General features: G+C 68.4%; 22 protein-coding genes. 1 reads left to right on the forward strand and 21 read right to left on the reverse strand.

What is annotated here, in order from left to right; all coding sequences use genetic code 11:
- Positions 1 to 146 precede the first annotated feature (146 nt).
- The 12 genes from rpsQ to PV410_RS26630 form a co-directional block, all read right to left on the reverse strand.
- Entirely contained in the window at positions 147 to 431 is a 285-nt protein-coding gene (gene rpsQ / locus PV410_RS26575; RefSeq protein ID WP_018558878.1) for a 30S ribosomal protein S17, read from the reverse strand.
- Positions 431 to 655 carry a 50S ribosomal protein L29 gene (rpmC, locus tag PV410_RS26580; RefSeq protein ID WP_319139014.1) on the reverse strand — a complete coding sequence of 75 codons (225 nt, stop codon included), beginning with the start codon at positions 653 to 655 and terminating at the stop codon, positions 431 to 433. The genes rpsQ and rpmC overlap by 1 nt, the downstream gene beginning before the upstream one ends.
- On the reverse strand, positions 655 to 1,074 hold the full coding sequence (rplP, locus tag PV410_RS26585; protein ID WP_499513426.1) for a 50S ribosomal protein L16: 420 nt from the start codon (positions 1,072 to 1,074) through the stop codon (positions 655 to 657). The genes rpmC and rplP overlap by 1 nt, the downstream gene beginning before the upstream one ends.
- A 5-nt stretch (positions 1,075 to 1,079) precedes the next feature.
- Complete coding sequence (gene rpsC, locus PV410_RS26590) at positions 1,080 to 1,904, reverse strand: 30S ribosomal protein S3 (protein ID WP_361800646.1); 825 nt, start codon at positions 1,902 to 1,904, stop codon at positions 1,080 to 1,082.
- Positions 1,904 to 2,251 carry a 50S ribosomal protein L22 gene (gene rplV / locus PV410_RS26595; protein ID WP_361800744.1) on the reverse strand — a complete coding sequence of 116 codons (348 nt, stop codon included), beginning with the start codon at positions 2,249 to 2,251 and terminating at the stop codon, positions 1,904 to 1,906. Before rplV ends, rpsC begins: the two co-directional genes overlap by 1 nt.
- Positions 2,252 to 2,294: 43 nt before the next feature.
- The gene (gene rpsS / locus PV410_RS26600; RefSeq protein WP_018558873.1) at positions 2,295 to 2,576 is read right to left on the reverse strand and encodes a 30S ribosomal protein S19; all 282 of its coding nucleotides are present in this window, start codon (positions 2,574 to 2,576) and stop codon (positions 2,295 to 2,297) included.
- Positions 2,577 to 2,588: 12 nt separating this feature from the next.
- Entirely contained in the window at positions 2,589 to 3,425 is an 837-nt protein-coding gene (rplB, locus tag PV410_RS26605; RefSeq protein ID WP_499513425.1) for a large ribosomal subunit protein uL2, read from the reverse strand.
- A gap of 47 nt (positions 3,426 to 3,472) precedes the next feature.
- Positions 3,473 to 3,799: an uL23 family ribosomal protein gene (gene rplW, locus PV410_RS26610; protein ID WP_499513424.1), complete on the reverse strand. Its 327-nt coding sequence runs from the start codon at positions 3,797 to 3,799 to the stop codon at positions 3,473 to 3,475.
- Complete coding sequence (gene rplD, locus PV410_RS26615) at positions 3,799 to 4,449, reverse strand: 50S ribosomal protein L4 (protein WP_499513423.1); 651 nt, start codon at positions 4,447 to 4,449, stop codon at positions 3,799 to 3,801. Before rplD ends, rplW begins: the two co-directional genes overlap by 1 nt.
- 4 nt (positions 4,450 to 4,453) lie before the next feature.
- The gene (gene rplC / locus PV410_RS26620) at positions 4,454 to 5,098 is read right to left on the reverse strand and encodes a 50S ribosomal protein L3 (RefSeq protein ID WP_431944486.1); all 645 of its coding nucleotides are present in this window, start codon (positions 5,096 to 5,098) and stop codon (positions 4,454 to 4,456) included.
- 14 nt (positions 5,099 to 5,112) lie between these two features.
- Complete coding sequence (gene rpsJ / locus PV410_RS26625) at positions 5,113 to 5,421, reverse strand: 30S ribosomal protein S10 (protein WP_014144312.1); 309 nt, start codon at positions 5,419 to 5,421, stop codon at positions 5,113 to 5,115.
- 392 nt (positions 5,422 to 5,813) lie between these two features.
- Complete coding sequence (locus tag PV410_RS26630) at positions 5,814 to 6,995, reverse strand: S8 family peptidase (RefSeq protein ID WP_500328150.1); 1,182 nt, start codon at positions 6,993 to 6,995, stop codon at positions 5,814 to 5,816.
- Between the two features lie 201 nt (positions 6,996 to 7,196).
- Here PV410_RS26630 and PV410_RS26635 point away from each other — a divergent pair, with 201 nt between their 5' ends.
- Complete coding sequence (locus PV410_RS26635; protein WP_500328151.1) at positions 7,197 to 9,236, forward strand: PIG-L family deacetylase; 2,040 nt, start codon at positions 7,197 to 7,199, stop codon at positions 9,234 to 9,236.
- 134 nt (positions 9,237 to 9,370) lie between these two features.
- On the opposite strand, the gene tuf is transcribed toward PV410_RS26635, so the two are convergent.
- From tuf to rplJ, 9 genes are all read right to left on the reverse strand, one after another.
- The gene (gene tuf / locus PV410_RS26640) at positions 9,371 to 10,564 is read right to left on the reverse strand and encodes an elongation factor Tu (protein WP_018558866.1); all 1,194 of its coding nucleotides are present in this window, start codon (positions 10,562 to 10,564) and stop codon (positions 9,371 to 9,373) included.
- A 160-nt stretch (positions 10,565 to 10,724) separates the two neighbouring features.
- A complete protein-coding gene (gene fusA / locus PV410_RS26645) occupies positions 10,725 to 12,854 on the reverse strand; it encodes an elongation factor G (protein WP_499513420.1) in 2,130 nt (709 codons plus the stop codon).
- Positions 12,855 to 12,896: 42 nt separating this feature from the next.
- The gene (gene rpsG / locus PV410_RS26650; protein WP_018558864.1) at positions 12,897 to 13,367 is read right to left on the reverse strand and encodes a 30S ribosomal protein S7; all 471 of its coding nucleotides are present in this window, start codon (positions 13,365 to 13,367) and stop codon (positions 12,897 to 12,899) included.
- Between the two features lie 2 nt (positions 13,368 to 13,369).
- A complete protein-coding gene (gene rpsL / locus PV410_RS26655; RefSeq protein ID WP_014144289.1) occupies positions 13,370 to 13,741 on the reverse strand; it encodes a 30S ribosomal protein S12 in 372 nt (123 codons plus the stop codon).
- A gap of 300 nt (positions 13,742 to 14,041) precedes the next feature.
- Positions 14,042 to 14,473: a DUF1707 and DUF4190 domain-containing protein gene (locus tag PV410_RS26660; protein WP_500328153.1), complete on the reverse strand. Its 432-nt coding sequence runs from the start codon at positions 14,471 to 14,473 to the stop codon at positions 14,042 to 14,044.
- Positions 14,474 to 14,654: 181 nt separating this feature from the next.
- Entirely contained in the window at positions 14,655 to 18,554 is a 3,900-nt protein-coding gene (locus PV410_RS26665) for a DNA-directed RNA polymerase subunit beta' (RefSeq protein WP_499513418.1), read from the reverse strand.
- Between the two features lie 97 nt (positions 18,555 to 18,651).
- Positions 18,652 to 22,140 carry a DNA-directed RNA polymerase subunit beta gene (gene rpoB / locus PV410_RS26670; protein WP_500328154.1) on the reverse strand — a complete coding sequence of 1,163 codons (3,489 nt, stop codon included), beginning with the start codon at positions 22,138 to 22,140 and terminating at the stop codon, positions 18,652 to 18,654.
- A gap of 566 nt (positions 22,141 to 22,706) precedes the next feature.
- Positions 22,707 to 23,090 (reverse strand): 50S ribosomal protein L7/L12, encoded by a 384-nt coding sequence (gene rplL / locus PV410_RS26675; RefSeq protein ID WP_500328155.1) that lies wholly within the window; start codon positions 23,088 to 23,090, stop codon positions 22,707 to 22,709.
- Between the two features lie 81 nt (positions 23,091 to 23,171).
- Positions 23,172 to 23,726, reverse strand: coding sequence for a 50S ribosomal protein L10 (gene rplJ / locus PV410_RS26680; RefSeq protein WP_319135235.1), 555 nt, complete (start codon positions 23,724 to 23,726; stop codon positions 23,172 to 23,174).
- Positions 23,727 to 23,978: the final 252 nt, after the last annotated feature.

Raw genomic sequence — 23,978 nt, forward strand, 5'->3', positions numbered from 1 at the left:
TATCTCCTGATCGTCTGCCGGTTCCCTCCGGGGCTGGCCCGGAGAGCCTGGCGGAACCGTCCTGCGGGGAACCCCCCGCAGGAATTACGTGCCGGCCGGGGCCGGGCCGCGCGAACGGGTCGCGCGGCCCGGCCGGCCGAGCAGTCTTACTTGGCCTTCTCGAGGATCTCGACGACGCGCCAGCGCTTGCTCGCGGACAGCGGCCGGGTCTCCATCAGGAGGACACGGTCGCCGACGCCCGCGGCGTTCTGCTCGTCGTGCGCCTTGAGCTTGTTGGTACGGCGGATGACCTTGCCGTACAGGGCGTGCTTCACACGGTCCTCGACGGCGACCACGACGGTCTTGTCCATCTTGTCGCTGACCACGAGACCCTCACGGGTCTTGCGGTCACCGCGCTGCTCGCTGCTCTCAGTCACATTCTTCTCGCTCATCAGGCGTTCTCCACCGTCTCGATGCCGAGCTCACGCTCACGCATGAGGGTGTAGATCCGGGCGATGTCCTTGCGGACAACCTTCAGCCGGGAGTTGTTCTCGAGCTGTCCGGTGGCCGCCTGGAAGCGGAGGTTGAACAGCTCCTCCTTGGCCTCACGCAGCTTGCCGACGAGCTCCTCGTCGCCCAGCTGACGCAGCTCGGTCGCCTTGGTACCGGCCGCCATCACAGCTCACCTGCCTCGCGCCGGACGATCCGGCACTTCATCGGAAGCTTGTGGGCGGCTCGGGTGAGCGCCTCACGCGCAACCTTCTCGTTCGGGAAGGACAGCTCGAACATCACCCGACCGGGCTTGACGTTCGCGATCCACCACTCCGGGGAACCCTTACCGGAACCCATGCGGGTTTCGGCCGGCTTCTTCGTGAGCGGACGGTCCGGGTAGATGTTGATCCAGACCTTGCCACCACGGCGGATGTGACGGGTGATGGCGATACGAGCGGACTCGATCTGCCGGTTCGTCACGTACGCGGGGGTGACGGCCTGGATGCCGTACTCACCGAACGCCAGCTCGGTGCCACCCTTGGCCATGCCATCACGCTTCGGGTGGTGCTGCTTACGGTGCTTGACCCGACGGGGGATCAGCATGGGGGTCAGGCCTCCGTTCCGGTGGTCTCCGCAGCCGGAGCCTCAGCGGTGGTCGCCTCGGCCTTGGGGGCCTGGGCGTCACCCTGGGGACGACGGCCACGGCCGCCGCGCTCGCCACCGCGGCGCTGCGGACGGTCGTTGCCACCGCCACGGGCCGGGCGGTTGCCGGCGCGGGCGGCAGCGTTCTCTGCGCGGACCTCGGCGATGTTCTTGACGTCGCCCTTGTAGATCCACACCTTCACACCGATGCGGCCGAAGGTCGTACGGGCCTCGAAGAAGCCGTAGTCGACGTTGGCGCGCAGCGTGTGCAGCGGAACGCGGCCCTCGCGGTAGAACTCCGAGCGGGACATCTCGGCGCCGCCGAGACGGCCACCGCACTGGATCTTGATGCCCTTGGCGCCGGCCTTCATCGTGCTCTGCATGCTCTTGCGCATGGCACGACGGAAGGAGACGCGGGAGGACAGCTGCTCGGCAACGGCCTGGGCCACCAGCTGAGCGTCCGTCTCCGGGTTCTTGACCTCGAGGATGTTCAGCTGGACCTGCTTGCCGGTCAGCTTCTCCAGGTCGCCGCGGATGCGGTCGGCCTCCGCGCCGCGACGGCCGATGACGATGCCCGGCCGGGCGGTGTGGATGTCGACGCGGACGCGGTCACGGGTGCGCTCGATCTCCACCTTGGAGATGCCGGCCCGCTCCATGCCCTGCGTCATCATCCGGCGGATGGCGACGTCTTCCTTGACGTAGTCCTTGTACAGCTTGTCGGCGTACCACCGGGACTTGAAGTCCGTGGTGATGCCGAGCCGGAACCCGTGCGGGTTAACCTTCTGGCCCATTACCGGGTTCCTTCCTTGCTGCTGACGACCACGGTGATGTGGCTGGTCCGCTTGCGGATCCGGTAGGCACGACCCTGGGCACGCGGACGGAACCGCTTCAGGGTCGGGCCCTCGTCGACGTACGCCTCGCTGATGTACAGCGACTCGGCGTCGGTGTGGTCGTAGTTGTGCGCGGCGTTGGCAATGGCGCTGTCGAGCACCTTGCCCACCGGCACGCTCGCGGCCTGCGGGGCGAAACGCAGGACCGCCTGAGCCTCCGTGGCGCTCATGCCACGGATGAGGTCCACCACGCGGCGGGCCTTCATGGGCGTGACGCGGATGTACCGCGCCTGGGCCCTGGCTTCCATGGTTGTCCCTTCGGTGTCTGTCATGGTCTTCGCTCTCCGCAGATCAGCGACGACGCGACTTGCGGTCGTCCTTCTCGTGGCCGCGGAAGGTGCGGGTCGGCGCGAACTCGCCGAGCTTGTGGCCGACCATCGACTCGGTGACAAACACCGGGACGTGCTTACGGCCGTCGTGCACCGCGATCGTGTGGCCCAGCATCGCCGGGATGATCATCGAGCGGCGGGACCAGGTCTTGATGACGTTGTGGGTACCGGCCTCGTTCTGAACGTCCACCTTCTTGATCAGGTGGTCGTCGACGAAGGGCCCCTTCTTGAGACTGCGCGGCATCTAAACCCGCTCCTAGCGCTTCTTGTTCGTCTTGCGGCGGCGGACGATGTACTTGCTGCTGGCCTTCTTCGGCGAGCGAGTACGACCCTCCTTCTGACCCCACGGGCTGACCGGGTGGCGACCACCGGAGGTCTTGCCCTCACCACCACCGTGCGGGTGGTCGACGGGGTTCATGGCCACACCGCGGACGGTCGGGCGGACGCCCTTCCAGCGCATACGGCCGGCCTTGCCCCAGTTGATGTTCGACTGCTCGGCGTTGCCGACCTCGCCGATGGTGGCGCGGCAGCGGGCGTCGACCAGGCGGACCTCACCGGACGGCATGCGGAGGGTGGCCATGGAGCCCTCCCTCGCCAGCAACTGGACGGAGGCACCGGCGCTGCGCGCCAGCTTCGCGCCGCCGCCGGGCCGCAGCTCGATGGCGTGGATGGTCGTACCCACCGGGATGTGACGCAGCGGGAGGTTGTTGCCGGGCTTGATGTCGGCGCCGGCGCCGTTCTCGATGCGGTCACCCTGGTTCAGCTTGGCCGGGGCCAGGATGTAGCGCTTCTCGCCGTCCGCGTAGTGCAGCAGCGCGATGCGAGCGGTGCGGTTGGGGTCGTACTCGATGTGCGCGACCTTGGCCGGCACGCCGTCCTTGTCGTGACGACGGAAGTCGATCACGCGGTAGGCGCGCTTGTGTCCACCACCCTGGTGGCGAACGGTCACACGACCGGTGTTGTTACGGCCGCCCTTGCTGTGCAGGGGGCGGACCAGCGACTTCTCCGGCGTGGACCGCGTGATCTCGACGAAGTCGGCGACGCTGGAGCCACGACGGCCCGGGGTCGTCGGCTTGTACTTGCGGATACCCATTTCTCAGTCCTCGGAAGATTCCGGACTTCTGAACGTTCCGGTCCCCGTTAGGAGACCGGGCCGCCGAAGATGTCGATGCGGTCGCCCTCAGCGAGGGTCACGATGGCGCGCTTGGTGTCCTTGCGCTTGCCGAAACCGGTCTTGGTGCGCTTGCGCTTGCCCTGACGGTTGATCGTGTTGACCCCGGTGACCTTGACCTGGAAGACCGCCTCGACGGCCTGCTTGATCTGGGTCTTGTTGGCACGCGGGTCGACGACGAACGTGTACTTGTTCTCGTCCAGCAGCGCGTAGCTCTTCTCGGAGACCACCGGCTTGACCAGGATGTCACGGTGGTCCGTAAAGGTCCGGCTGGTGATCGCGGTCTGCTCGGCCATCAGGCGTCGCTCCCTTCGGTCTCGGCGGCGCCGTTACCGATGAAGCGGTCGAAGGCGGCCTTGGTGAAGACCACGTCGTCGGAGACGAGCACGTCGTACGTGTTCAGCTGGCCGGCCTCCAGGATGTGCACCTGGGGCAGGTTGCGGGCGGACAGCCACGCGGCCTCTTCGGCGCGGTCGGCGACGAGCAGCACGTTCTTGCGGTCGCTGATCTTGCCCAGCAGCGTCTTGGCGGCCTTCGTCGACGGGGACTCGCCCTCGATGACGCCGGTCACGACGTGGATGCGGTTGTGACGCGCCCGGTCGGTGAGGGCACCGCGCAGGGCGGCGGCCTTCATCTTCTTCGGGGTCCGCTGCGAGTAGTCACGCGGCACGGGACCGTGCACGACGCCACCACCGGCGAACTGCGGAGCGCGGGTCGAACCCTGACGGGCGCGGCCGGTGCCCTTCTGGCGGTACGGCTTCTTGCCGCCACCGCGGACCTCGCCACGCGTCTTGACCTTGTGCGTGCCCTGACGGGCGGCGGCCAGCTGCGCCACGACGACCTGGTGGATCAGCGGGATGCTGACCTTCGCGTCGAAGATCTCGCCCGGGAGCTCAACGGTCCCGGCCTTGTCGCCCGCGGGCGACAGAATGTCAATGGTGCTCATATCCTCAGGCCCCCTTGGCCGCGGTGCGGACCAGGACGAGGCCGCCGTTCGGGCCGGGAACCGCGCCCTTGATGAGCAGCAGGCCCTTCTCCGCGTCAACGGCGTGGACGGTCAGGTTCTGGGTGGTGACCCGCTCGTTGCCCATGCGGCCCGCCATGCGCAGACCCTTGAACACACGGCCCGGGGTGGCGCAGCCACCGATGGAGCCGGGAGAGCGGTGCTTGCGCTGGGTGCCGTGTCCGGCGCCGAGGCCCTTGAAGTTGTGACGCTTCATGACACCGGCGAAGCCCTTGCCCTTGCTCTTGCCGGTGACGTCCACCTTCACGCCCGCCTCGAAGACCTCCGCGGTGATCTCCTGGCCGAGGGTGTACTCGGCGGCGTCGGAGGTGCGGAGCTCCACCAGGTGGCGGCGGGGGGTCACGTCGGCCTTGGCGAAGTGGCCCTTGAGGGGCTTGTTCACCTTGCGCGGGTCGATCTCGCCGAAGGCGATCTGGACCGACTCGTAACCGTCGACGTCGTTCGTACGGACCTGGGTCACGACGTTCGGGCCGGCCTTGACCACGGTCACCGGGACGACACGGTTGTTCTCGTCCCAGACCTGGGTCATGCCGAGCTTCTCGCCCAGGATGCCCTTGATCTGCTTAGCCATCTGTTCCGCGCCTCTCAGAGCTTGATCTCGATGTCAACGCCGGCCGGAAGGTCCAGGCGCATCAGCGAGTCAACGGTCTTGGGCGTCGGGTCGAGGATGTCGATCAGGCGCTTGTGCGTGCGCATCTCGAAGTGCTCGCGCGAGTCCTTGTACTTGTGCGGCGACTTGATGACGCAGTACACGTTCTTCTCAGTGGGCAGCGGCACCGGGCCCGCGACCTGCGCACCAGTACGCGTCACCGTCTCGACGATCTTCTTCGCCGAGGAGTCGATGACCTCGTGGTCGTAGGCCTTGAGCCGGATGCGGATCTTCTGTCCCGCCATGGCTACTTCGTAGTCCTGTCTGCTAGTCAGCGCTCTGGAACTCGGTGGTTCGACCGTCTTCTCCGACCCACGCGGTCGGGCGTGTCGCTTCCCTTCCCTTAAATCACCGCATGGCGGAGACCCTCAGGGAGGGGATACGTGGGAGAAGACACCCACCGAGCACCTGGTGAGCACCCCGCTGACGCTTCCCGGAAGATTCCCGTACGTCCGCCACCCCGCCTGGGGCGGAGAGTGACGACGAGTACTGTGGGACTCGCTTCCGGTCCTCCCGACGGGAGGCGCGCAGCATCGGCACTCGACCGAGCAACCCGGCTAGTCTGCCATACCGGACGCCTCGGACGCCAATCGGGGCGCAGTACCTTACCCCCCGCCGCCGCTCCCCCAAACCCGGGTCACAGTCCGGATGTGTACACCAGCAGGCGCGGGGTGCCGGCCGGGGCGTCGACGGGCACGCCGGACGTGGCGTTGGCCAGCAGCCAGGAGGCGAGGAAGGACGTGGAGACGTCCCCGTACGTGTCCTTGTAGAGCGCCGCCACCCCCGTGACGTGCGGGGCGGCCATCGAGGTGCCGCTCATGCGGACCAGGCCGCCGCCCATGGCCGCGGAGGTGATCCCCGTCCCCGGGGCACTGATGTCCACGCAGCCGCCCCAGTTGCTGAAGGACGCCTTGCGGTCCGACTCGTCGATCGCGGCGACGGTGAACGCGCCGGGCGCCGCGGCCGGGGAGGCCTGGCAGGCGTCCTCGTCGGAGTTGCCGGCGGCGACGGCCGGGAAGACCCCCGCGGCCGCCAGGCCCTCCACCGCACGGTCGGCCGTCTCGCTGCGGGCGCCGCCGGTCGACAGGTTGGCGACCGCGGGCTTCACCGCGTGGGCGGCCACCCAGTTCATCCCGGCGACCACGGTGGCCACCGAGCCACGGCCGTCGCAGCCCAGCACCCGCACCGAGACCAGCTTCGTCGCCCGGGCGACCCCGGTGGTGGCACCGCCGACCGTCCCGGCGACGTGCGTGCCGTGGCCGTTGCAGTCGGTGCCGTCCCGGCCGTCCCCCACCGCGTCGAATCCGGGCACCGCCCGTCCCCCGAACTCGGCGTGCCCGAAGTCGATGCCGGTGTCGATGACGTACGAGGTGACCTTGGCTCCCGTCGCCCGCACGCTGAAGGCGCCGCCGTCGTGGGCCCGGTTGCCGATCCGGGCCAGGCCCCAGGACGTCTCGGCGGCGGCCGCGGCCACCTGCGTCGCCGGCTTCGGTGCCGCGACCTCGGCGTCCTGCTCCACGGCCTCCACCCCGGGCACCGCGCGCAGCCGGGAGACCTGGCCGTCGGTCAGCCGGGCGGCGAAGCCCACCAGCGCGCTGGTGAACGTGAACATCGGCTGCGCCTCGACGCTGCGCAGCACCGAGCCCGGGTCCGTACCCGGCCGCAGCATCACCAGGTACTGCCCGGTGATGCCCCCCTGCGCCGCCATCCGCAGCGGGGCCCCGGGCGGCTCCGGCGTCGCGGCGGCCCCGCCGAGGGCGGGCAGGACGGCCGTCAGGACCGCGGCGACGACCACTGCCCGGCGCTGGGACAGGCGCATGGCGGGCTCCTCGGGGGACTCGTACGGGTGTGCACCGAACGTCACAAGTCGTAACACCGAGTGGTCACCCGCTGCTCGCGCAGCGTGCCAATCGGGCGAGCGGGTGAGGGGACGCCCCGATGACGTACACGCGTCGCCCGAGTGGCGCACGTCGCGGCGGTGCCCCGCAACCTCCCGGGCGGAACGGCCCTCTAGCGTGGCGTGAAGATCGTCCCCACCCGTCGGCGCTTCCTCGCCGCGTTCGCCACCGGCTCCGCGGCCCTCGCCCTGGGCGGCTGCTCCCGGTCCGCGGGCCCGGCCACCGGTCCGGCGCCCGCCCCCCTGGCGTTCCGCGCCCCGGCGGGCGGGGCGCGGCTGTTCCAGGTGCTGGCGCACCCCGACGACGAGCTGTACTTCATGAACCCCGACACCGTGCAGGCCGTCGAGGCGGGCGTCCCCGTGGTGTCGGTCTACGTCACCGCGGGCGAGGCGCACGGGGTCAACCGCCCACCGGGACGGCCGCGTCCGGCCCCCGACAAGGCCGCCTACTCCGCCGCCCGTCACCAGGGCCTGCGGCAGGCGTACGCGGCGATGCTGGGCGCCGACATCTTCACGCCCTGGCGGCGCGGCACCACGCGGCTGGCCCACGGCATGACCGCCGAGGTCGACACGCTGCGCGTGGGCGACCGGGAAGCGGTGCTGGTCTTCCTCAACCTCGCCATGCACGGCACGACCGACAGGGTCGGGCTGCCGCAGCTGTGGCAGCTGCCCGGCATGACCCTGCCGACCTTCACCTCGGCGGGCTCACCGAACGCCGCCAGGGACACCTACACCCACGAGGTCCTGGTGGACGTGCTCGCCGGACTGCTGCGGCACCACCGGCCGACCCTCGTCCACACCCTCGACCCCGACCCGGACATGGAGGCCAACGCGGCCACCCGGCGACGGGACGTCGAGCAACTCGGCTACAGCGACCACTGGGACCACACCGCGACCGCGCTGTTCGCCTGGAAGGCGATCGCCCGCTACGCCGAGGACGTCGCCCGCAGCGAAGGCATCGCGCCCGCCTTCCTGACGACGGCCTACCGCGGCTACTACAACCACCACTGGCCCTACAACCTCCCGCCCGCGCTGCTGCGCCGGAAGGCCGGCTACCTCGCCCCGTACGGAGGCGCCCCGGACTGGCCGTGCGGCGACCCCTCCGGCTGCGGCGACTACCAGGTCGGCATGGGCAGACCGCTCGCCAACCGCAAGGGCTGGGTGCGCAGCACCCACTACCGCCACCCCGGCGCCCGCCTCGTACCGGGGACCGACGCGCAGGGGCGGCTGGTCGCCCACGGCGTGCTCGGCACACGCGCGGTGCGCTGGCGGGAGACCGCCCCCGGCAGCGGGCGCTGGGGCACGCCGCGGGACCTGGGCGGCGGACCGCTCGCCCCCGCGCTGAGCGTCGTCACCGACCCGGCCGGCGGCGGACCCCTGCTGTTCGCGCTGCGGTTCGCCGCCCTGGAGAGCGACCGGGCGGCCAACACCCGTGACGTCGTGGTGCTGGCGGAGGGCCGTGACTGGGTGGGACTGGGCTCGCCCGAGGACGACCCGGACCGGGGGCGCAGGATCGGCGTCCCCGTCGCGGTGGCCGCGCCGGACCGACGGGTGCACCTGTTCGTGCGCAACGCGGCCAAGGGCCTGAGCACGCGCGTACGGGAGCCCGACGGCACGTGGACCGGCTGGCAGGACCTGGGCGGCGGCGAGGTGCAGGACGGGCTGAGCGCGGTCGTGGACCGCGACGGGAGGGTGCACGTGTTCGCCGCCGGGCGGACCGCCGTGCACCACTGGTCCCAGGACGCGCCGGGCCGGCCGCTCCTCTGCCGCGTGCTGACCGCGCTGCCGGGGCCCGCCGACCCCCCGGCGGCCGCGGCGGAGCCCGACGGCTCGCTGTCCCTGGTCTACCGCCTGCCCGCGAGCGACGGACTCCTCGTCCACCGGCTCGGCGTGGTCAGGGCGGCGCTCGGGCCCGGCCGGCCGCGGCTCTTCGACGGTTACGGTCCCCTCGCCCAGGCCCACGGGCTGCTCGCCGGACGCGCCGCCGACGGTGCCGTCCACGTCGCCGGCCTCGCGCACCCGGCCGGCGCGCTGCGCCGGGGCGCCCCCGGGTACGGCTTCCCGGCCCTGCACACCCGCCCCGGGGCCCGGCCGGCCGTCGTGGGCTTCGGGACCGACGCCACGCCCTGGATCTGGCGGCCGGAGCTGCGCACCCCGGTCTAGCCCGCCGGCCCCCGGCGGCTTCCGGGCCCGGGCCCCGGAGCCCCCGAACGCCGAAGGCCCCGGCCCACCGCGTGAACGGTGGGCCGGGGCCCTCGTACAGCTCGCCTACGGCAAGCGGCAGATCGCCGGGATCCTTACTTCAGGATCTTGGTGACCTGGCCGGCGCCGACGGTCCGGCCACCCTCGCGGATGGCGAACTTCAGGCCCTCCTCCATGGCGATCGGCTGGATCAGCGCGACCGTCATGGCGGTGTTGTCGCCCGGCATGACCATCTCGGTGCCCTCGGGGAGGGTCACGACGCCGGTCACGTCCGTGGTACGGAAGTAGAACTGCGGGCGGTAGTTGTTGAAGAACGGGGTGTGACGGCCACCCTCGTCCTTCGACAGGATGTAGGCCTGGGCCTCGAAGTCGGTGTGCGGCGTGACCGTACCCGGCTTGATGATGACCTGGCCGCGCTCGACGTCCTCGCGCTTGATGCCGCGGAGCAGCAGACCGACGTTCTCACCGGCCTGGCCCTCGTCGAGCAGCTTGCGGAACATCTCGATGCCGGTGACCGTGGTGGTGGTCTTCTCGGTCTTGATGCCGATGATGTCGACGGTCTCGTTGACCTTGAGGATGCCGCGCTCGATACGACCGGTGACGACGGTGCCACGACCGGTGATCGTGAAGACGTCCTCGATCGGCATCAGGAACGGCTTGTCGACGTCGCGCTCGGGGGTGGGGACGGACTCGTCCACGGCCTTCATCAGGCCGAGGAGCTTCTCGCCCCACTCCTTGTCGCCCTCCAGCGCCTTCAGCGCGGAGACGCGGACGACCGGCAGGTCGTCGCCCGGGAACTCGTACTCGGAGAGCAGCTCACGGACCTCGAGCTCGACGAGCTCCAGGATCTCCTCGTCGTCCACCATGTCGGCCTTGTTCAGGGCGACGACGATGTAGGGAACGCCGACCTGGCGGGCCAGGAGCACGTGCTCCTTGGTCTGCGGCATCGGACCGTCGGTGGCGGCGACCACGAGGATGGCGCCGTCCATCTGCGCGGCACCGGTGATCATGTTCTTGATGTAGTCCGCGTGACCCGGGCAGTCGACGTGCGCGTAGTGACGCGCGTCCGTCTGGTACTCGACGTGCGCGATGGAGATGGTGATACCGCGCTGCCGCTCCTCCGGCGCCTTGTCGATCTGGTCGAACGGCGTGAAGGGGTTCAGGTCCGGGTACGCGTCGTGCAGCACCTTGGTGATCGCAGCGGTAAGAGTGGTCTTACCGTGGTCGATGTGACCGATGGTGCCGATGTTGACGTGCGGCTTAGTCCGCTCGAACTTCGCCTTCGCCACTGGGGTCCTCCTGTGGAGTTGCTGTACGCCTTACTTCATCGGCGCCAGGGTGATCTTTGCTGGGTTACGGGCGGCCGGGGCATCCGACGCTCCCCTTGCGGTTCGCGGCGGAATGCCCCCAAGCCTCCCGGTCAAGCCTAGTGCGGGAACAACTGCTGGGTTACTCGCCCTTGGCCTTCGCGATGATCTCCTCGGCGACGTTCTTGGGAACCTCGGCGTAGGAGTCGAACTGCATCGAGTAGCTCGCGCGACCCGACGTCTTGCTGCGGAGGTCGCCGACGTAGCCGAACATCTCCGACAGCGGTACCAGGCCCTTGACGACCCGGGCACCACTGCGCTCCTCCATGGCCTGGATCTGGCCACGGCGGGAGTTGAGGTCGCCGATGACGTCGCCCATGGACTCCTCGGGCGTGGTGACCTCGACGGCCATCATCGGCTCGAGGAGGACGGGGCTCGCCTTGCGGGCGCCCTCCTTGAAGGCCTGCGAACCGGCGATCTTGAACGCCAGCTCGGAGGAGTCGACCTCGTGGTAGCCACCGTCGAGAAGGGTGACGCGGACGCCGACCATCTCGTAGCCGGCCAGGATGCCGAACTTCATGGCCTCCTGGGCACCGGAGTCCACCGACGGGATGTACTCGCGGGGGATGCGGCCACCGGTGACCTTGTTGACGAACTCGTAGGAGGCGTCTCCGCCCTCCAGCGGCTCCAGCGAGATCTGCACCTTGGCGAACTGGCCGGTACCGCCGGTCTGCTTCTTGTGCGTGTAGTCGATCCGCTCGACCGCCTTGCGGATGGTCTCGCGGTAGGCGACCTGGGGCTTGCCCACGTTCGCCTCGACCTTGAACTCGCGCTTCATGCGGTCGACCAGCACCTCGAGGTGCAGTTCGCCCATGCCGCCGATGATCGTCTGGCCGGTCTCCTCGTCCGAGTGGACCTGGAAGGAGGGGTCCTCCTCCGAGAGGCGCTGGATGGCGACACCCAGCTTCTCCTGGTCGCCCTTGGACTTGGGCTCGATCGCGACCTGGATGACCGGAGCCGGGAAGTCCATGGACTCCAGGATCACCGGGTTCTTGTCGTCGGACAGCGTCTCACCGGTGGTGGTCTGCTTCAGGCCCATGACGGCGACGATGTCGCCGGCGCCCACCGAGTCGATCTCCTCACGCTTGTTCGCGTGCATGCGGTAGATCTTGCCGATGCGCTCCTTCTTGCCCTTGACGGAGTTCAGCACGGAGCTGCCGGACTCCAGGCGGCCCGAGTACACCCGGACGAAGGTGAGCTTGCCGAGGTGCGGGTCGCTCATGATCTTGAACGCGAGGCCGGAGAAGGGCTCGTCGTCCGAGGGCTTGCGCTTGATGATCTGCTCGGCGTCGCCGACGGCGTGGCCCTCGATGGCCTCGACGTCCAGCGGCGACGGCAGGTACCGCACGACCGCGTCGAGCAGGGGCTGGACGCCCTTGTTCTTGAACGCGGTTCCGCAGAACACCGGGGTGACGGTGACGGAGCCCGCGCCGCCCTTGGAGGCGAGGGTGATGCGGCGGATGGCCGCCATCAGCTGCTCCTGGCTGGGCTCGGTGCCCTCCAGGTACAGCTCCATCATCTCTTCGTCGTTCTCGGCGACGGCCTCGAGCAGCTTGCCGCGCCACTCGTCGGCGGCCTCGGTGTGGGTGTCGGGGATGTCGACGACGTCGTACATCTCGCCCTTGGTGGCCTCGGCGGACCACACGAGGGCCTTCATCTGGACGAGGTCGACCACGCCCTTGAAGTCGGCCTCGGCACCGATCGGCAGCTGCATGACCAGCGGAACCGCACCGAGGCGGTCCACGATCATGTCGACGCAGCGGTGGAACTCGGCGCCGGTGCGGTCGAGCTTGTTGACGAAGCAGATGCGCGGCACACCGTAGCGGTCCGCCTGACGCCAGACGGTCTCGGACTGCGGCTCGACACCGGCGACACCGTCGAACACCGTCACGGCACCGTCGAGCACGCGCAGCGAGCGCTCCACCTCGACGGTGAAGTCGACGTGACCCGGGGTGTCGATGATGTTGATGGTGTGGTCGACGTTCTCCAGCGGCCAGTGGCAGGTCGTCGCGGCCGACGTGATCGTGATGCCGCGCTCCTGCTCCTGCTCCATCCAGTCCATGGTGGCAGCGCCGTCGTGGACTTCGCCGATCTTGTACGAGACACCGGTGTAGAACAGGATCCGCTCGGTGGTCGTCGTCTTGCCCGCGTCGATGTGGGCCATGATCCCGATGTTGCGGACCCTGGCCAGGTCAAGTGAAGTGGTAGCCATAAGGCTTCAGTCTTCTCTCGGTTCTCTCGATGGGGGCGCGGACTACCAGCGGTAGTGCGCGAAGGCCTTGTTGGACTCGGCCATCTTGTGGGTGTCCTCGCGACGCTTCACCGCGGCGCCCAGACCGTTGCTGGCGTCCATCAGCTCGTTCATCAGACGCTCGGTCATGGTCTTCTCGCGGCGGGCGCGGGAGTAACCCACCAGCCAGCGCAGCGCCAGGGTGTTGGCGCGGCCGGGGCGGACCTCGATCGGCACCTGGTAGGTCGCGCCACCGACACGGCGGGACTTGACCTCGAGGGAGGGCTTGACGTTCTCCAGGGCGCGCTTGAGCGTGATGACCGGGTCCTGCCCGGTCTTCTCGCGCAGGCCCTCGAGGGCGCCGTACACGATGCGCTCGGCGGTGGAGCGCTTGCCGTGCAGCAGGATCTTGTTGACGAGCGACGTCACCAGAGGAGAACCGTAGACCGGGTCGATGATGACCGGGCGCTTCGGGGCGGGGCCCTTACGAGGCATTCTTACTTCTCCTTCTTGGCGCCGTAGCGGCTGCGGGCCTGCTTGCGGTTCTTGACACCCTGGGTGTCGAGCGAGCCGCGGATGATCTTGTAGCGAACACCCGGCAGGTCCTTCACACGGCCACCACGCACGAGCACGATGGAGTGCTCCTGCAGGTTGTGACCCTCACCCGGGATGTAAGCGGTGACCTCGATGCCGCTGGTCAGTCGCACACGCGCGACCTTGCGCAGGGCAGAGTTCGGCTTCTTCGGGGTGGTCGTGTAGACGCGCGTGCAGACGCCGCGGCGCTGAGGGGAACCCTTCAGTGCGGGCGTCTTGTTCTTCTCGACCTTGTCCTGCCGGCCCTTTCGGACCAGCTGCTGGATCGTAGGCACCGTTTCTCCGGTTTCTGTGTGCCGACTCGATACTTCTAACCTGGGGTTTCAGCGGCTCACGCCGACCCACGCGGTCGGGTGTGTCGCGCACCTCATACGATTTCCGCCGAAGCGAAACTGCATATTTGTCGGTGTATCGGCCTCGGTGTCCCGCACGGACAAGTGCACGCACGAGAACCCGGGCACACCCCAGGCACAAGGTCAGAGCGTACCCAGCGCCCAGCCTTCGGTCAAAACATATGGTCTCGGCCGATGCCGCACCCTCCCGCCGGGCCCCGCGGGGAGCTCGCGAGAACGCACTCAGCCGTGACTGACCGCCACTACCACCATAACGACGATCGCCGTGATCGCGACCGTGAACGCGGTCAGAAGGTACCCCATCACCAGTCCGCACACCGCGAGCGCGTCGCCCCGCTCGCCCGTGCGCCGGATCTCCCGGCGCGCCATGTGCCCCAGCACCACGGCCGGTATCCCGGGGATCACCAGTCCGAACATGCCCACCGCACCGCAGACCAGCGAGGCGACCGCCTTGGCGTTGACCGGCGGCGGAGGCGCGGGGAGCCGGCGTGGGCGCGGGATGTCCGCGGTGAGCCCGTACAGCTCCTGGTACGTCACCGCCTGGTAGGCCAGCCCGACCCGGTCCTCGAACTCCGGCTGGGTCAACCGCCCTTCGGTGAACGCAGCCTTGAGCACGTCCACCGTACGCTCGCGATCATCGTTCGCAGCCCGCATCGCTCCATTATGCCCGGAAAACCACGTTCCCAGGACGCCCCGTCACACGGTCGGCCGGTCCGTGCCGCCCCTCCCCCGCCCGTACCGCCCTGGAAGGCCCCCACAGGCCCGTCCAGGGCGGCACAAAGCCGCTGGGCGGCCACCCCGAGGGATGGCCGCCCAGCGGCTTCGAGCGGACGACTCAGCCGTTGTACGGGCCGTAGTCGTAGTCCTCCAGCGGGACGGCCTGGCCGGAGCCGGTGCCGAACGGGCTGTAGTCGATGTCGTCGTAGCCGACGGCCGAGTACATCGCGGCCTTGGCCTCCTCGGTCGGCTCGACCCGGATGTTGCGGTAGCGGGACAGACCCGTACCGGCCGGGATGAGCTTACCGATGATGACGTTCTCCTTGAGGCCCAGCAGCGAGTCGGACTTGGCGTGGATCGCCGCGTCGGTGAGGACCCGGGTCGTCTCCTGGAAGGAGGCGGCCGACAGCCAGGACTCGGTGGCCAGCGAGGCCTTGGTGATACCCATCAGCTGCGGACGGCCGGAGGCCGGGTGGCCACCCTCCGCCACGACCCGACGGTTCTCGGTCTCGAAGCGGCCGCGCTCGACCAGCTCGCCCGGCAGCAGCTCCGCGTCGCCGGACTCGATGATCGTCACCCGGCGGAGCATCTGCCGGATGATGATCTCGATGTGCTTGTCGTGGATCGACACACCCTGCGAGTTGTAGACCTTCTGGACCTCCCCGACCAGGTGGACCTGGACGGCCCGCTGACCCAGGATGCGCAGCACGTCGTGCGGGTTGGTGGCACCCACGGTCAGCTTCTCGCCGACCTCGACGTGGTCGCCCTCGCCCACCAGCAGCCGGGCACGCTTGGAGATCGGGTAGGCGATCTCCTCGGCACCGTCGTCCGGGGTGATGACGATCTTCTTGGTCTTCTCGGTCTCCTCGATCCGGATGCGGCCCGCCGCCTCCGAGATCGGGGCGACACCCTTGGGGGTACGCGCCTCGAAGAGCTCGACGACACGCGGCAGACCCTGCGTGATGTCGTCACCGGCCACACCACCGGTGTGGAAGGTACGCATCGTCAGCTGGGTGCCGGGCTCACCGATGGACTGGGCGGCGATGATGCCGACCGCCTCACCGATGTCCACCAGCTTGCCGGTCGCGAGCGAACGGCCGTAGCACATCGCGCAGGTGCCCACCGCGGACTCGCAGGTCAGGACCGAGCGGGTCTTGACCTCCTCGACGCCGTTGTGGATGAGCTGCTCGATGAGCACGTCGCCCAGGTCGGTGCCGGCGGTGGCCAGCACCTTGCCGTCCACCACGACGTCCTCGGCGAGGCAGCGCGCGTACACGCTGGTCTCGACGTCGTCCGTCTTGCGCAGCGAACCGTCCTCGGAGCGCTCGGCGATCGCCAGCTTGAGGCCGCGCTCGGTGCCGCAGTCCTCCTCGCGGATGATGACGTCCTGGGAGACGTCGACCAGACGACGCGTCAGGTAACCGGAGTCGGCGGTACGCAGAGCGGTGTCCGCGAGACCCTTACGGGCACCGTGGGTGGAGATGAAGTACTCCAGCACGGTGAGACCCTCGCGGAACGACGCCTTGATCGGCCGCGGGATGGTCTCGTTCTTCGCGTTGGACACCAGGCCACGCATACCCGCGATCTGACGCATCTGCATCATGTTTCCGCGGGCACCCGAGTCGACCATCATGAAGATCGGGTTGGTCTTCGGGAAGTTCGCGTTCATCGCCTCGGCGACCTCGTTGGTCGCCTTGGTCCAGATCGCGATGAGCTCCTGCGTGCGCTCGTCCTTGGTGATCAGACCGCGCTCGTACTGCTTCTGGACCTTCTCGTCCTGAGCCTCGTAGCCCGCGATGATGGCCTTCTTGGCCTCGGGCACGACGACGTCGGAGATGGCCACGGTGACACCGGAACGGGTCGCCCAGTGGAAACCGGACGCCTTCAGGTTGTCGAGCGTCGCCGCCACGATGACCTTCGGGTAGCGCTCGGCGAGATCGTTGACGATCTCGGAGAGCTGCTTCTTGCCCACCGGGTAGTCCACGAACGGGTAGTCCTCGGGCAGCAGCTCGTTGAAGAGCGCACGGCCCAGGGTCGTGTTCAGCCGGAAGGAGTCGCCCAGCTGCCAGGGCTCCTCGCCCTCGACGTCCGCCGGCGGGGTCCAGCCACGCGGCGGGACGGTGCCGATCGGGAACCGGATGTCGATCCGCGACTGGAGCGAGAGCTCGCGCGCGTCGAAGGCCATGATCGCCTCGGCGGTCGAGCCGAACGCCCGGCCCTCACCCCGGAGCTCGCGCTCCTCCGCGTCCGTGGTGAGGAAGAACAGACCCAGGACCATGTCCTGCGTCGGCATCGTCACCGGACGGCCGTCGGCGGGCTTGAGGATGTTGTTCGAGGACAGCATCAGGATGCGGGCCTCGGCCTGCGCCTCCGCGGACAGCGGCAGGTGCACGGCCATCTGGTCGCCGTCGAAGTCCGCGTTGAACGCGGTGCAGACGAGCGGGTGGATCTGGATGGCCTTGCCCTCGACCAGCTGCGGCTCGAAGGCCTGGATGCCGAGGCGGTGCAGGGTCGGCGCACGGTTCAGCAGCACCGGGTGCTCGGCGATGACCTCTTCGAGCACGTCGTACACGACCGTGCGGCCGCGCTCGACCATGCGCTTGGCCGACTTGATGTTCTGCGCGTGGTTCAGGTCCACCAGGCGCTTCATCACGAACGGCTTGAAGAGCTCCAGCGCCATGGCCTTGGGCAGACCGCACTGGTGCAGCTTGAGCTGCGGGCCGACGACGATGACCGAACGGGCCGAGTAGTCGACGCGCTTGCCGAGCAGGTTCTGGCGGAACCGGCCCTGCTTGCCCTTGAGCATGTCGGACAGCGACTTCAGCGGACGGTTGCCGGGGCCCGTGACCGGGCGACCACGACGGCCGTTGTCGAAGAGCGCGTCGACGGCCTCCTGGAGCATGCGCTTCTCATTGTTCACGATGATCTCGGGGGCACCGAGGTCGAGGAGGCGCTTGAGGCGGTTGTTGCGGTTGATGACGCGGCGGTACAGGTCGTTCAGGTCGGAGGTCGCGAAGCGGCCACCGTCCAGCTGCACCATCGGACGCAGGTCCGGCGGGATCACCGGGACGCAGTCCAGCACCATGCCCTGGGGCTTGTTGGTGGTCTGCAGGAACGCGGAGACGACCTTGAGGCGCTTGAGCGCACGGGTCTTCTTCTGGCCCTTGCCGGTACGGATGATCTCGCGGAGCTTGGCGGCCTCCTCGTCCAGGTCGAAGGACTCCAGGCGCTTTTGCAGCGCCGCGGCACCCATCGAACCCTGGAAGTAGGTGCCGAAGCGCTCCCGCAGCTCGCGGTAGAGCAGCTCGTCACCCTCCAGGTCCTGGACCTTGAGGTTCTTGAAGCGGGACCACACCTCGTCGAGCCGGTCCAGCTCGCGCTGGGCGCGGTCGCGCAGCTGCTTCATCTCCCGCTCGGCGCCCTCGCGCACCTTGCGGCGCACGTCGGACTTGGCGCCCTCGGCCTCCAGCTCGCCGAGGTCGGCCTCGAGCTTCTTCTGCCGGGACTCGATGTCGGAGTCACGGCGCTGCTCGATCTGCTGACGCTCGACGGAGACCTGGGCCTCCAGCGAGGGCAGGTCGCGGGTACGACGCTCGTCGTCCACCCACGTGATCATGTAGGCGGCGAAGTAGATGACCTTCTCGAGGTCCTTCGGGGCGAGGTCGAGCAGGTAGCCCAGCCGCGACGGAACGCCCTTGAAGTACCAGATGTGGGTCACGGGGGCGGCCAGCTCGATGTGGCCCATCCGCTCACGACGCACCTTGGCGCGAGTGACCTCGACGCCGCAGCGCTCACAGATGATGCCCTTGAAGCGGACACGCTTGTACTTGCCGCAGTAGCACTCCCAGTCCCGGGTGGGGCCGAAGATCTTCTCGCAGAAGAGTCCGTCCTTCTCGGGCTTCAGGGTGCGGTAGTTGATGGTCTCAGGCTTCTTGACCTCGCCATGGGACCACTGTCGGATGTCGTCCGCGGTCGCAAGGCCGATCCGCAGCTCGTCGAAGAAGTTGACGTCGAGCACTTTGTCGTCAATCCCTCTTTCGGGGTCGAAAGTCAAACATGTCTGAACGGTCCGGGGGAGGCGGGGAGCTGCTCACGGCAGCTCCCCGGCCGGCCCGTCAGACCTCTTCGACGCTGCTCGGCTCGCGCCGGGACAGGTCGATACCGAGCTCCTCCGCCGCGCGGAAGACGTCCTCGTCCGTGTCGCGCATCTCGATGGACATGCCGTCCGAGGACAGCACCTCCACGTTGAGGCAGAGCGACTGCATTTCCTTGATGAGCACCTTGAAGGACTCGGGAATGCCCGGCTCGGGGATGTTCTCGCCCTTGACGATCGCCTCGTAGACCTTCACGCGGCCCAGGACGTCGTCGGACTTGATGGTGAGGAGTTCCTGCAGCGCGTAGGCCGCGCCGTACGCCTCAAGGGCCCACACCTCCATCTCACCGAAGCGCTGACCACCGAACTGCGCCTTACCACCCAGCGGCTGCTGGGTGATCATCGAGTACGGACCGGTGGAACGGGCGTGCAGCTTGTCGTCCACCAGGTGGTGCAGCTTGAGGATGTACATGTAGCCGACCGAGATCGGGTCCGGGAACGGCTCGCCGGAGCGGCCGTCGAAGAGCCGGGCCTTGCCGGAGGGCAGCACCAGGCGCTGGCCGTCGCGGTTCGGGATCGTGGCCTCGAAGAGACCGGCGATCTCGTCCTCGCGGGCACCGTCGAACACCGGGGTGGCGACGTTGGTGCCGGCCTCCACCTGGTCGGCGCCGATCGCCGTGAGGCGCTGCGCCCACTCGTCGCCGATGCCGGAGACGTCCCAGCCCTGGGCGGCGAGCCAGCCGAGGTGGATCTCCAGGACCTGTCCCGGGTTCATCCGGGACGGGACACCCAGAGGGTTGAGGATGATGTCGACCGCGGTGCCGTCCTCCAGGAACGGCATGTCCTCGATCGGCAGGATCTTGGAGATGACGCCCTTGTTGCCGTGGCGGCCGGCGAGCTTGTCACCGTCGGTGATCTTGCGCTTCTGTGCCACGTAGACGCGGACCAGCTGGTTCACGCCGGGCGGCAGCTCGTCGCCCTCCTCGCGGTCGAAGACGCGCACGCCGATGACCTTGCCGGTCTCGCCGTGCGGCACCTTCAGCGAGGTGTCACGGACCTCACGGGCCTTCTCGCCGAAGATCGCGCGCAGCAGGCGCTCCTCCGGGGTCAGCTCGGTCTCGCCCTTCGGGGTGACCTTGCCGACCAGGATGTCGCCGGCGACGACCTCGGCACCGATGCGGATGATGCCGCGCTCGTCGAGGTCGGCCAGGACCTCCTCGGAGACGTTCGGGATGTCCCGGGTGATCTCCTCGGGGCCGAGCTTGGTGTCACGGGCGTCGACCTCGTGCTCCTCGATGTGGATCGAGGAGAGGACGTCGTCCTGCACCAGACGCTGGCTGAGGATGATCGCGTCCTCGTAGTTGTGGCCCTCCCACGGCATGAACGCCACCAGGAGGTTCTTGCCCAGCGCCATCTCACCGCGCTCGGTGGACGGGCCGTCGGCAAGCACCTGGCCGGCGATCACGCGGGCGCCCTCGTCCACGACGACCTTCTGGTTGAAGGACGTGCCCTGGTTCGAGCGGGAGAACTTGGCGACCCGGTAGGTGTTGTAGGTGCCGTCGTCGTTGGCGACGGTGACGTAGTCCGCGGAGACCTCCTGGACCACACCGTCCTTGTCGGCCTTGATGACGTCACCGGCGTCGACCGCGCAGCGGTACTCCATGCCGGTGCCGACCAGCGGGGCCTGCGCCTTGAGCAGCGGCACGGCCTGGCGCATCATGTTCGATCCCATGAGCGCGCGGTTGGCGTCGTCGTGCTCGAGGAACGGGATCATGGCGGTCGCGACCGACACCATCTGGCGCGGCGAGACGTCCATGTAGTCGACGTCCTCACCGGGGACGTAGTCGATCTCGCCACCACGGCGGCGCACCAGGACGCGCGACTCCGCGAAGCGGTTGTCGTCGGTCAGCGGGGCGTTCGCCTGGGCGATGACGAAGCGGTCCTCCTCGTCGGCCGTGAGGAAGTTGACCTCGTCGGTGACGACACCGTTCTCGTCGACCTTGCGGTACGGGGTCTCCACGAAACCGAACGCGTTGACCCGGCCGTAGGAGGCCAGCGAGCCGATCAGACCGATGTTCGGGCCTTCGGGGGTCTCGATCGGGCACATGCGTCCGTAGTGGGACGGGTGCACGTCACGGACCTCGAAGCCGGCCCGCTCACGGGACAGACCACCGGGGCCCAGCGCGGACAGACGGCGCTTGTGGGTCAGGCCCGACAGCGGGTTCGTCTGGTCCATGAACTGGGACAGCTGGCTGGTGCCGAAGAACTCCTTGATGGAGGCGACGACCGGCCGGATGTTGATCAGGGTCTGCGGCGTGATCGCCTCGACGTCCTGGGTGGTCATCCGCTCGCGAACGACACGCTCCATACGGGCCAGACCCGTACGGACCTGGTTCTGGATGAGCTCGCCGACGTTGCGCAGACGACGGTTGCCGAAGTGGTCGATGTCGTCGACCTCGACGACCACGGAGGAACCGTTGTCGCCGGTGGTCTCGGTCTCGCCCGCGTGCAGCTTGACCAGGTACTTGATCGCCGAGATGACGTCCTCGACGGTCAGCACGCCGGCGTCGAGCGGCGCGTCGGCACCCAGCTTCTTGTTGATCTTGTAGCGGCCGACCTTGGCCAGGTCGTAGCGCTTGGGGTTGAAGTAGAGGTTCTCCAGCAGCGTCTGCGCGGCCTCACGGGTCGGCGGCTCGCCCGGACGCAGCTTGCGGTAGATGTCCAGCAGCGCGTCGTCCTGGCCCTGGGTGTGGTCCTTCTCCAGGGTGGCGCGCATGGACTCGTACTCGCCGAACTCCTCGAGGATCTGCTCGGTGGTCCAGCCGAGCGCCTTCAGGAGGACGGTCACGGACTGCTTGCGCTTGCGGTCGATGCGGACACCGACCATGTCGCGCTTGTCGATCTCCATCTCCAGCCAGGCACCACGGGAGGGGATGACCTTGGCGGAGTAGATGTCCTTGTCGGACGTCTTGTCGATCTGGCTGTCGAAGTAGACACCCGGCGAGCGCACCAGCTGGGACACCACGACACGCTCGGTGCCGTTGATGACGAAGGTGCCCTTGTTGGTCATGAGCGGGAAGTCGCCCATGAAGACCGTCTGGGACTTGATCTCGCCGGTCTCGTTGTTGGTGAACTCGGCCGTGACGAAGAGCGGGGCCGCGTACGTGAAGTCGCGCTCCTTGCACTCGTCGATCGAGTTCTTCGGAGGCTCGAAACGGTGGTCGCGGAAGGTCAGCGACATCGACCCGGAGAAGTCCTCGATCGGCGAGATCTCCTCGAAGATCTCCTCCAGACCGGACTTGGTGGGGACGTCCTGGCCACTGTCCAGGGCCGCCTCGACGCGAGCCTTCCAGGCGGCGTTGCCGAGGAGCCAGTCAAAGCTCTCGGTCTGCAGCGCGAGGAGGTTCGGGACCTCGAGGGGCTCCTTGATCTTCGCGAAAGAGATGCGCAGCGGGGCGGTGCTTGCGCCGTTGTTCGAATTGGCAGTCGAGGCGTTGCGCGAGGCGGCCAAGAGGGGGTCCTTCCGAGGGCTCGGACTCACTACGCGCGTACCGGCTTCCGCCCCCGGGCGCAGACAAGGAGGCCCTGGTCAGGACGGTTCCTCATGTGTGCTCAGGCTTGGGCTTGCCCCTGGTGACGGGCCAGGCGGCAGCTAACAGGCAGCGCAAAGGGTCAGTGTAGCCACTTGGCACACTGATGTCCAGTGCAGAGTTTCGGAGACCGGTACTGCACCAATCTCGTCCTCCGGAGGGGTCGGTAGGAGCCCCTTGTTGTGAGCCGTCATGCCCTCTTTCACGCTTGCCACGCTAGGCATTCCCGCATCGCCTTCGTTCCATGCCTCGGTCCATGGCCGATGTGACGACGCGTCCTGAGAATCGCGCGCTGCGTGCGGTTCGTCAAGGCCTCCGCCCCGCGGAGATCGTCACAGCTCGAGGAAGCCGACGGTCCCGGAACAGTGATGATCACCCTACCCGGGTCGGTCGCCGGACCGGGTGACGCACCACGCAAACGACCGAGGGCGGCCACCCGAAAGGGTGGCCGCCCCGCGGCTGATCAGCCCCTCGGAAGGGGCAGGGATCACTTGACCTCGACGGACGCGCCCGCGGCCTTGAGGGACTCGGCGGCCTTCTCGGCGGCCTCCTTGTTGACCTTCTCGAGGACCGGCTTCGGGGTGCCGTCGACGAGGTCCTTGGCCTCCTTCAGACCCAGGGAGGTCAGCTCGCGCACGACCTTGATGACCTGGATCTTCTTCTCGCCGGCGCCGGTGAGGATGACGTCGAACTCGTCCTTCTCCTCGACGGCCTCGGCGACCGGGGCACCCGGGCCCGCAACGCCGACGGCGACGGGGGCGGCGGCGGTGACGTCGAACTTGTCCTCGAAGGCCTTCACGAACTCGGAGAGCTCGATGAGGGTCATCTCCTCGAACTGCGCGAGCAGGTCGTCCTGGCTGAGCTTCGCCATGATGGCGGTCCTTCCACTAATTCGGCAGGTGCCGGATGTACATGTCGGCGGGCGTACGGGCCCGCTAGAGCACGGGAGTGACTACTCCGCGTCCTCGGCGGGAGCCGGCGTACCGGCACCGCCCTGCTCGACCTTCTCGCGCAGCGCTTCCACGGTGCGGACGAGCTTCGAAGGCAGGGCCTGGAAGACAGCAGCGGCCTGGCCCTGCTTTGCCTTCATGGCACCCGCCAGCTTGGCGAGCAGCACCTCGCGGGACTCGAGGTCCGCGAGCTTCTTGATCTCATCGGCGGACAGCGGCTTGCCGTCAAGCACACCGCCCTTGATGATGAGGTTCGGGTTCTCCTTGGCGAAGTCACGGAGACCCTTCGCCGACTCCACCGGGTCACCGGTGACGAAGGCGACCGCCGTCGGACCCGCGAACAGGTCGTCCAGAGCGGTGATCCCGGCCTCGTTGGCCGCGATCTTGGTCAGCGTGTTCTTCACCACGGCGTACTGGGCGTTCTCACCGAGCGAACGGCGCAGCGTCTTGAGCTGCGCCACGGTGAGACCGCGGTACTCGGTCAGCACGGCGGCGTTGGAGCTGCGGAACTTGTCCGTCAGCTCGGCAACCGAACCGGCCTTGTCGGGCCTCGCCATAGAGCCTCGGCCTCCTTCCGGGTGATTCGGACCGCACGGGAAGGGGCCGGGCAAAACAAACGCCCCGGCGCAGGCGCACGGGGCGTGACTCGACCGGAATCGCGAGGAGCGTTCCCGGGAGTGCATCCACTGTCACCTGCGCGGGCCGTCCGCATCAGCGGATCCTTCGGCTGCCGCACCCTCACGGGCGCGCCAGCAACCAGCGGTCTTTGGCTTCCGTTGAAGAGTACGCGAACGGATCCGCACCAGGCA

The organism is Streptomyces sp. PA03-5A, from assembly GCF_033792725.1.
Classification (GTDB): Bacteria; Actinomycetota; Actinomycetes; order Streptomycetales; family Streptomycetaceae; genus Actinacidiphila.

Coding starts and splice junctions, on each gene's coding strand:
- rpsQ (WP_018558878.1), bottom strand. CDS start 431: ATGAGCGAGAAGAATGTGACTGAGAGCAGCGAGCAGCGCGGTGACCGC.
- rpmC (WP_319139014.1), bottom strand. CDS start 655: ATGGCGGCCGGTACCAAGGCGACCGAGCTGCGTCAGCTGGGCGACGAG.
- rplP (WP_499513426.1), bottom strand. CDS start 1,074: ATGCTGATCCCCCGTCGGGTCAAGCACCGTAAGCAGCACCACCCGAAG.
- rpsC (WP_361800646.1), bottom strand. CDS start 1,904: ATGGGCCAGAAGGTTAACCCGCACGGGTTCCGGCTCGGCATCACCACG.
- rplV (WP_361800744.1), bottom strand. CDS start 2,251: ATGGAAGCCAGGGCCCAGGCGCGGTACATCCGCGTCACGCCCATGAAG.
- rpsS (WP_018558873.1), bottom strand. CDS start 2,576: ATGCCGCGCAGTCTCAAGAAGGGGCCCTTCGTCGACGACCACCTGATC.
- rplB (WP_499513425.1), bottom strand. CDS start 3,425: ATGGGTATCCGCAAGTACAAGCCGACGACCCCGGGCCGTCGTGGCTCC.
- rplW (WP_499513424.1), bottom strand. CDS start 3,799: ATGGCCGAGCAGACCGCGATCACCAGCCGGACCTTTACGGACCACCGT.
- rplD (WP_499513423.1), bottom strand. CDS start 4,449: ATGAGCACCATTGACATTCTGTCGCCCGCGGGCGACAAGGCCGGGACC.
- rplC (WP_431944486.1), bottom strand. CDS start 5,098: ATGGCTAAGCAGATCAAGGGCATCCTGGGCGAGAAGCTCGGCATGACC.
- rpsJ (WP_014144312.1), bottom strand. CDS start 5,421: ATGGCGGGACAGAAGATCCGCATCCGGCTCAAGGCCTACGACCACGAG.
- PV410_RS26630 (WP_500328150.1), bottom strand. CDS start 6,995: ATGCGCCTGTCCCAGCGCCGGGCAGTGGTCGTCGCCGCGGTCCTGACG.
- fusA (WP_499513420.1), bottom strand. CDS start 12,854: ATGGCTACCACTTCACTTGACCTGGCCAGGGTCCGCAACATCGGGATC.
- rpsG (WP_018558864.1), bottom strand. CDS start 13,367: ATGCCTCGTAAGGGCCCCGCCCCGAAGCGCCCGGTCATCATCGACCCG.
- PV410_RS26660 (WP_500328153.1), bottom strand. CDS start 14,473: ATGCGGGCTGCGAACGATGATCGCGAGCGTACGGTGGACGTGCTCAAG.
- rplL (WP_500328155.1), bottom strand. CDS start 23,090: ATGGCGAAGCTCAGCCAGGACGACCTGCTCGCGCAGTTCGAGGAGATG.
- rplJ (WP_319135235.1), bottom strand. CDS start 23,726: ATGGCGAGGCCCGACAAGGCCGGTTCGGTTGCCGAGCTGACGGACAAG.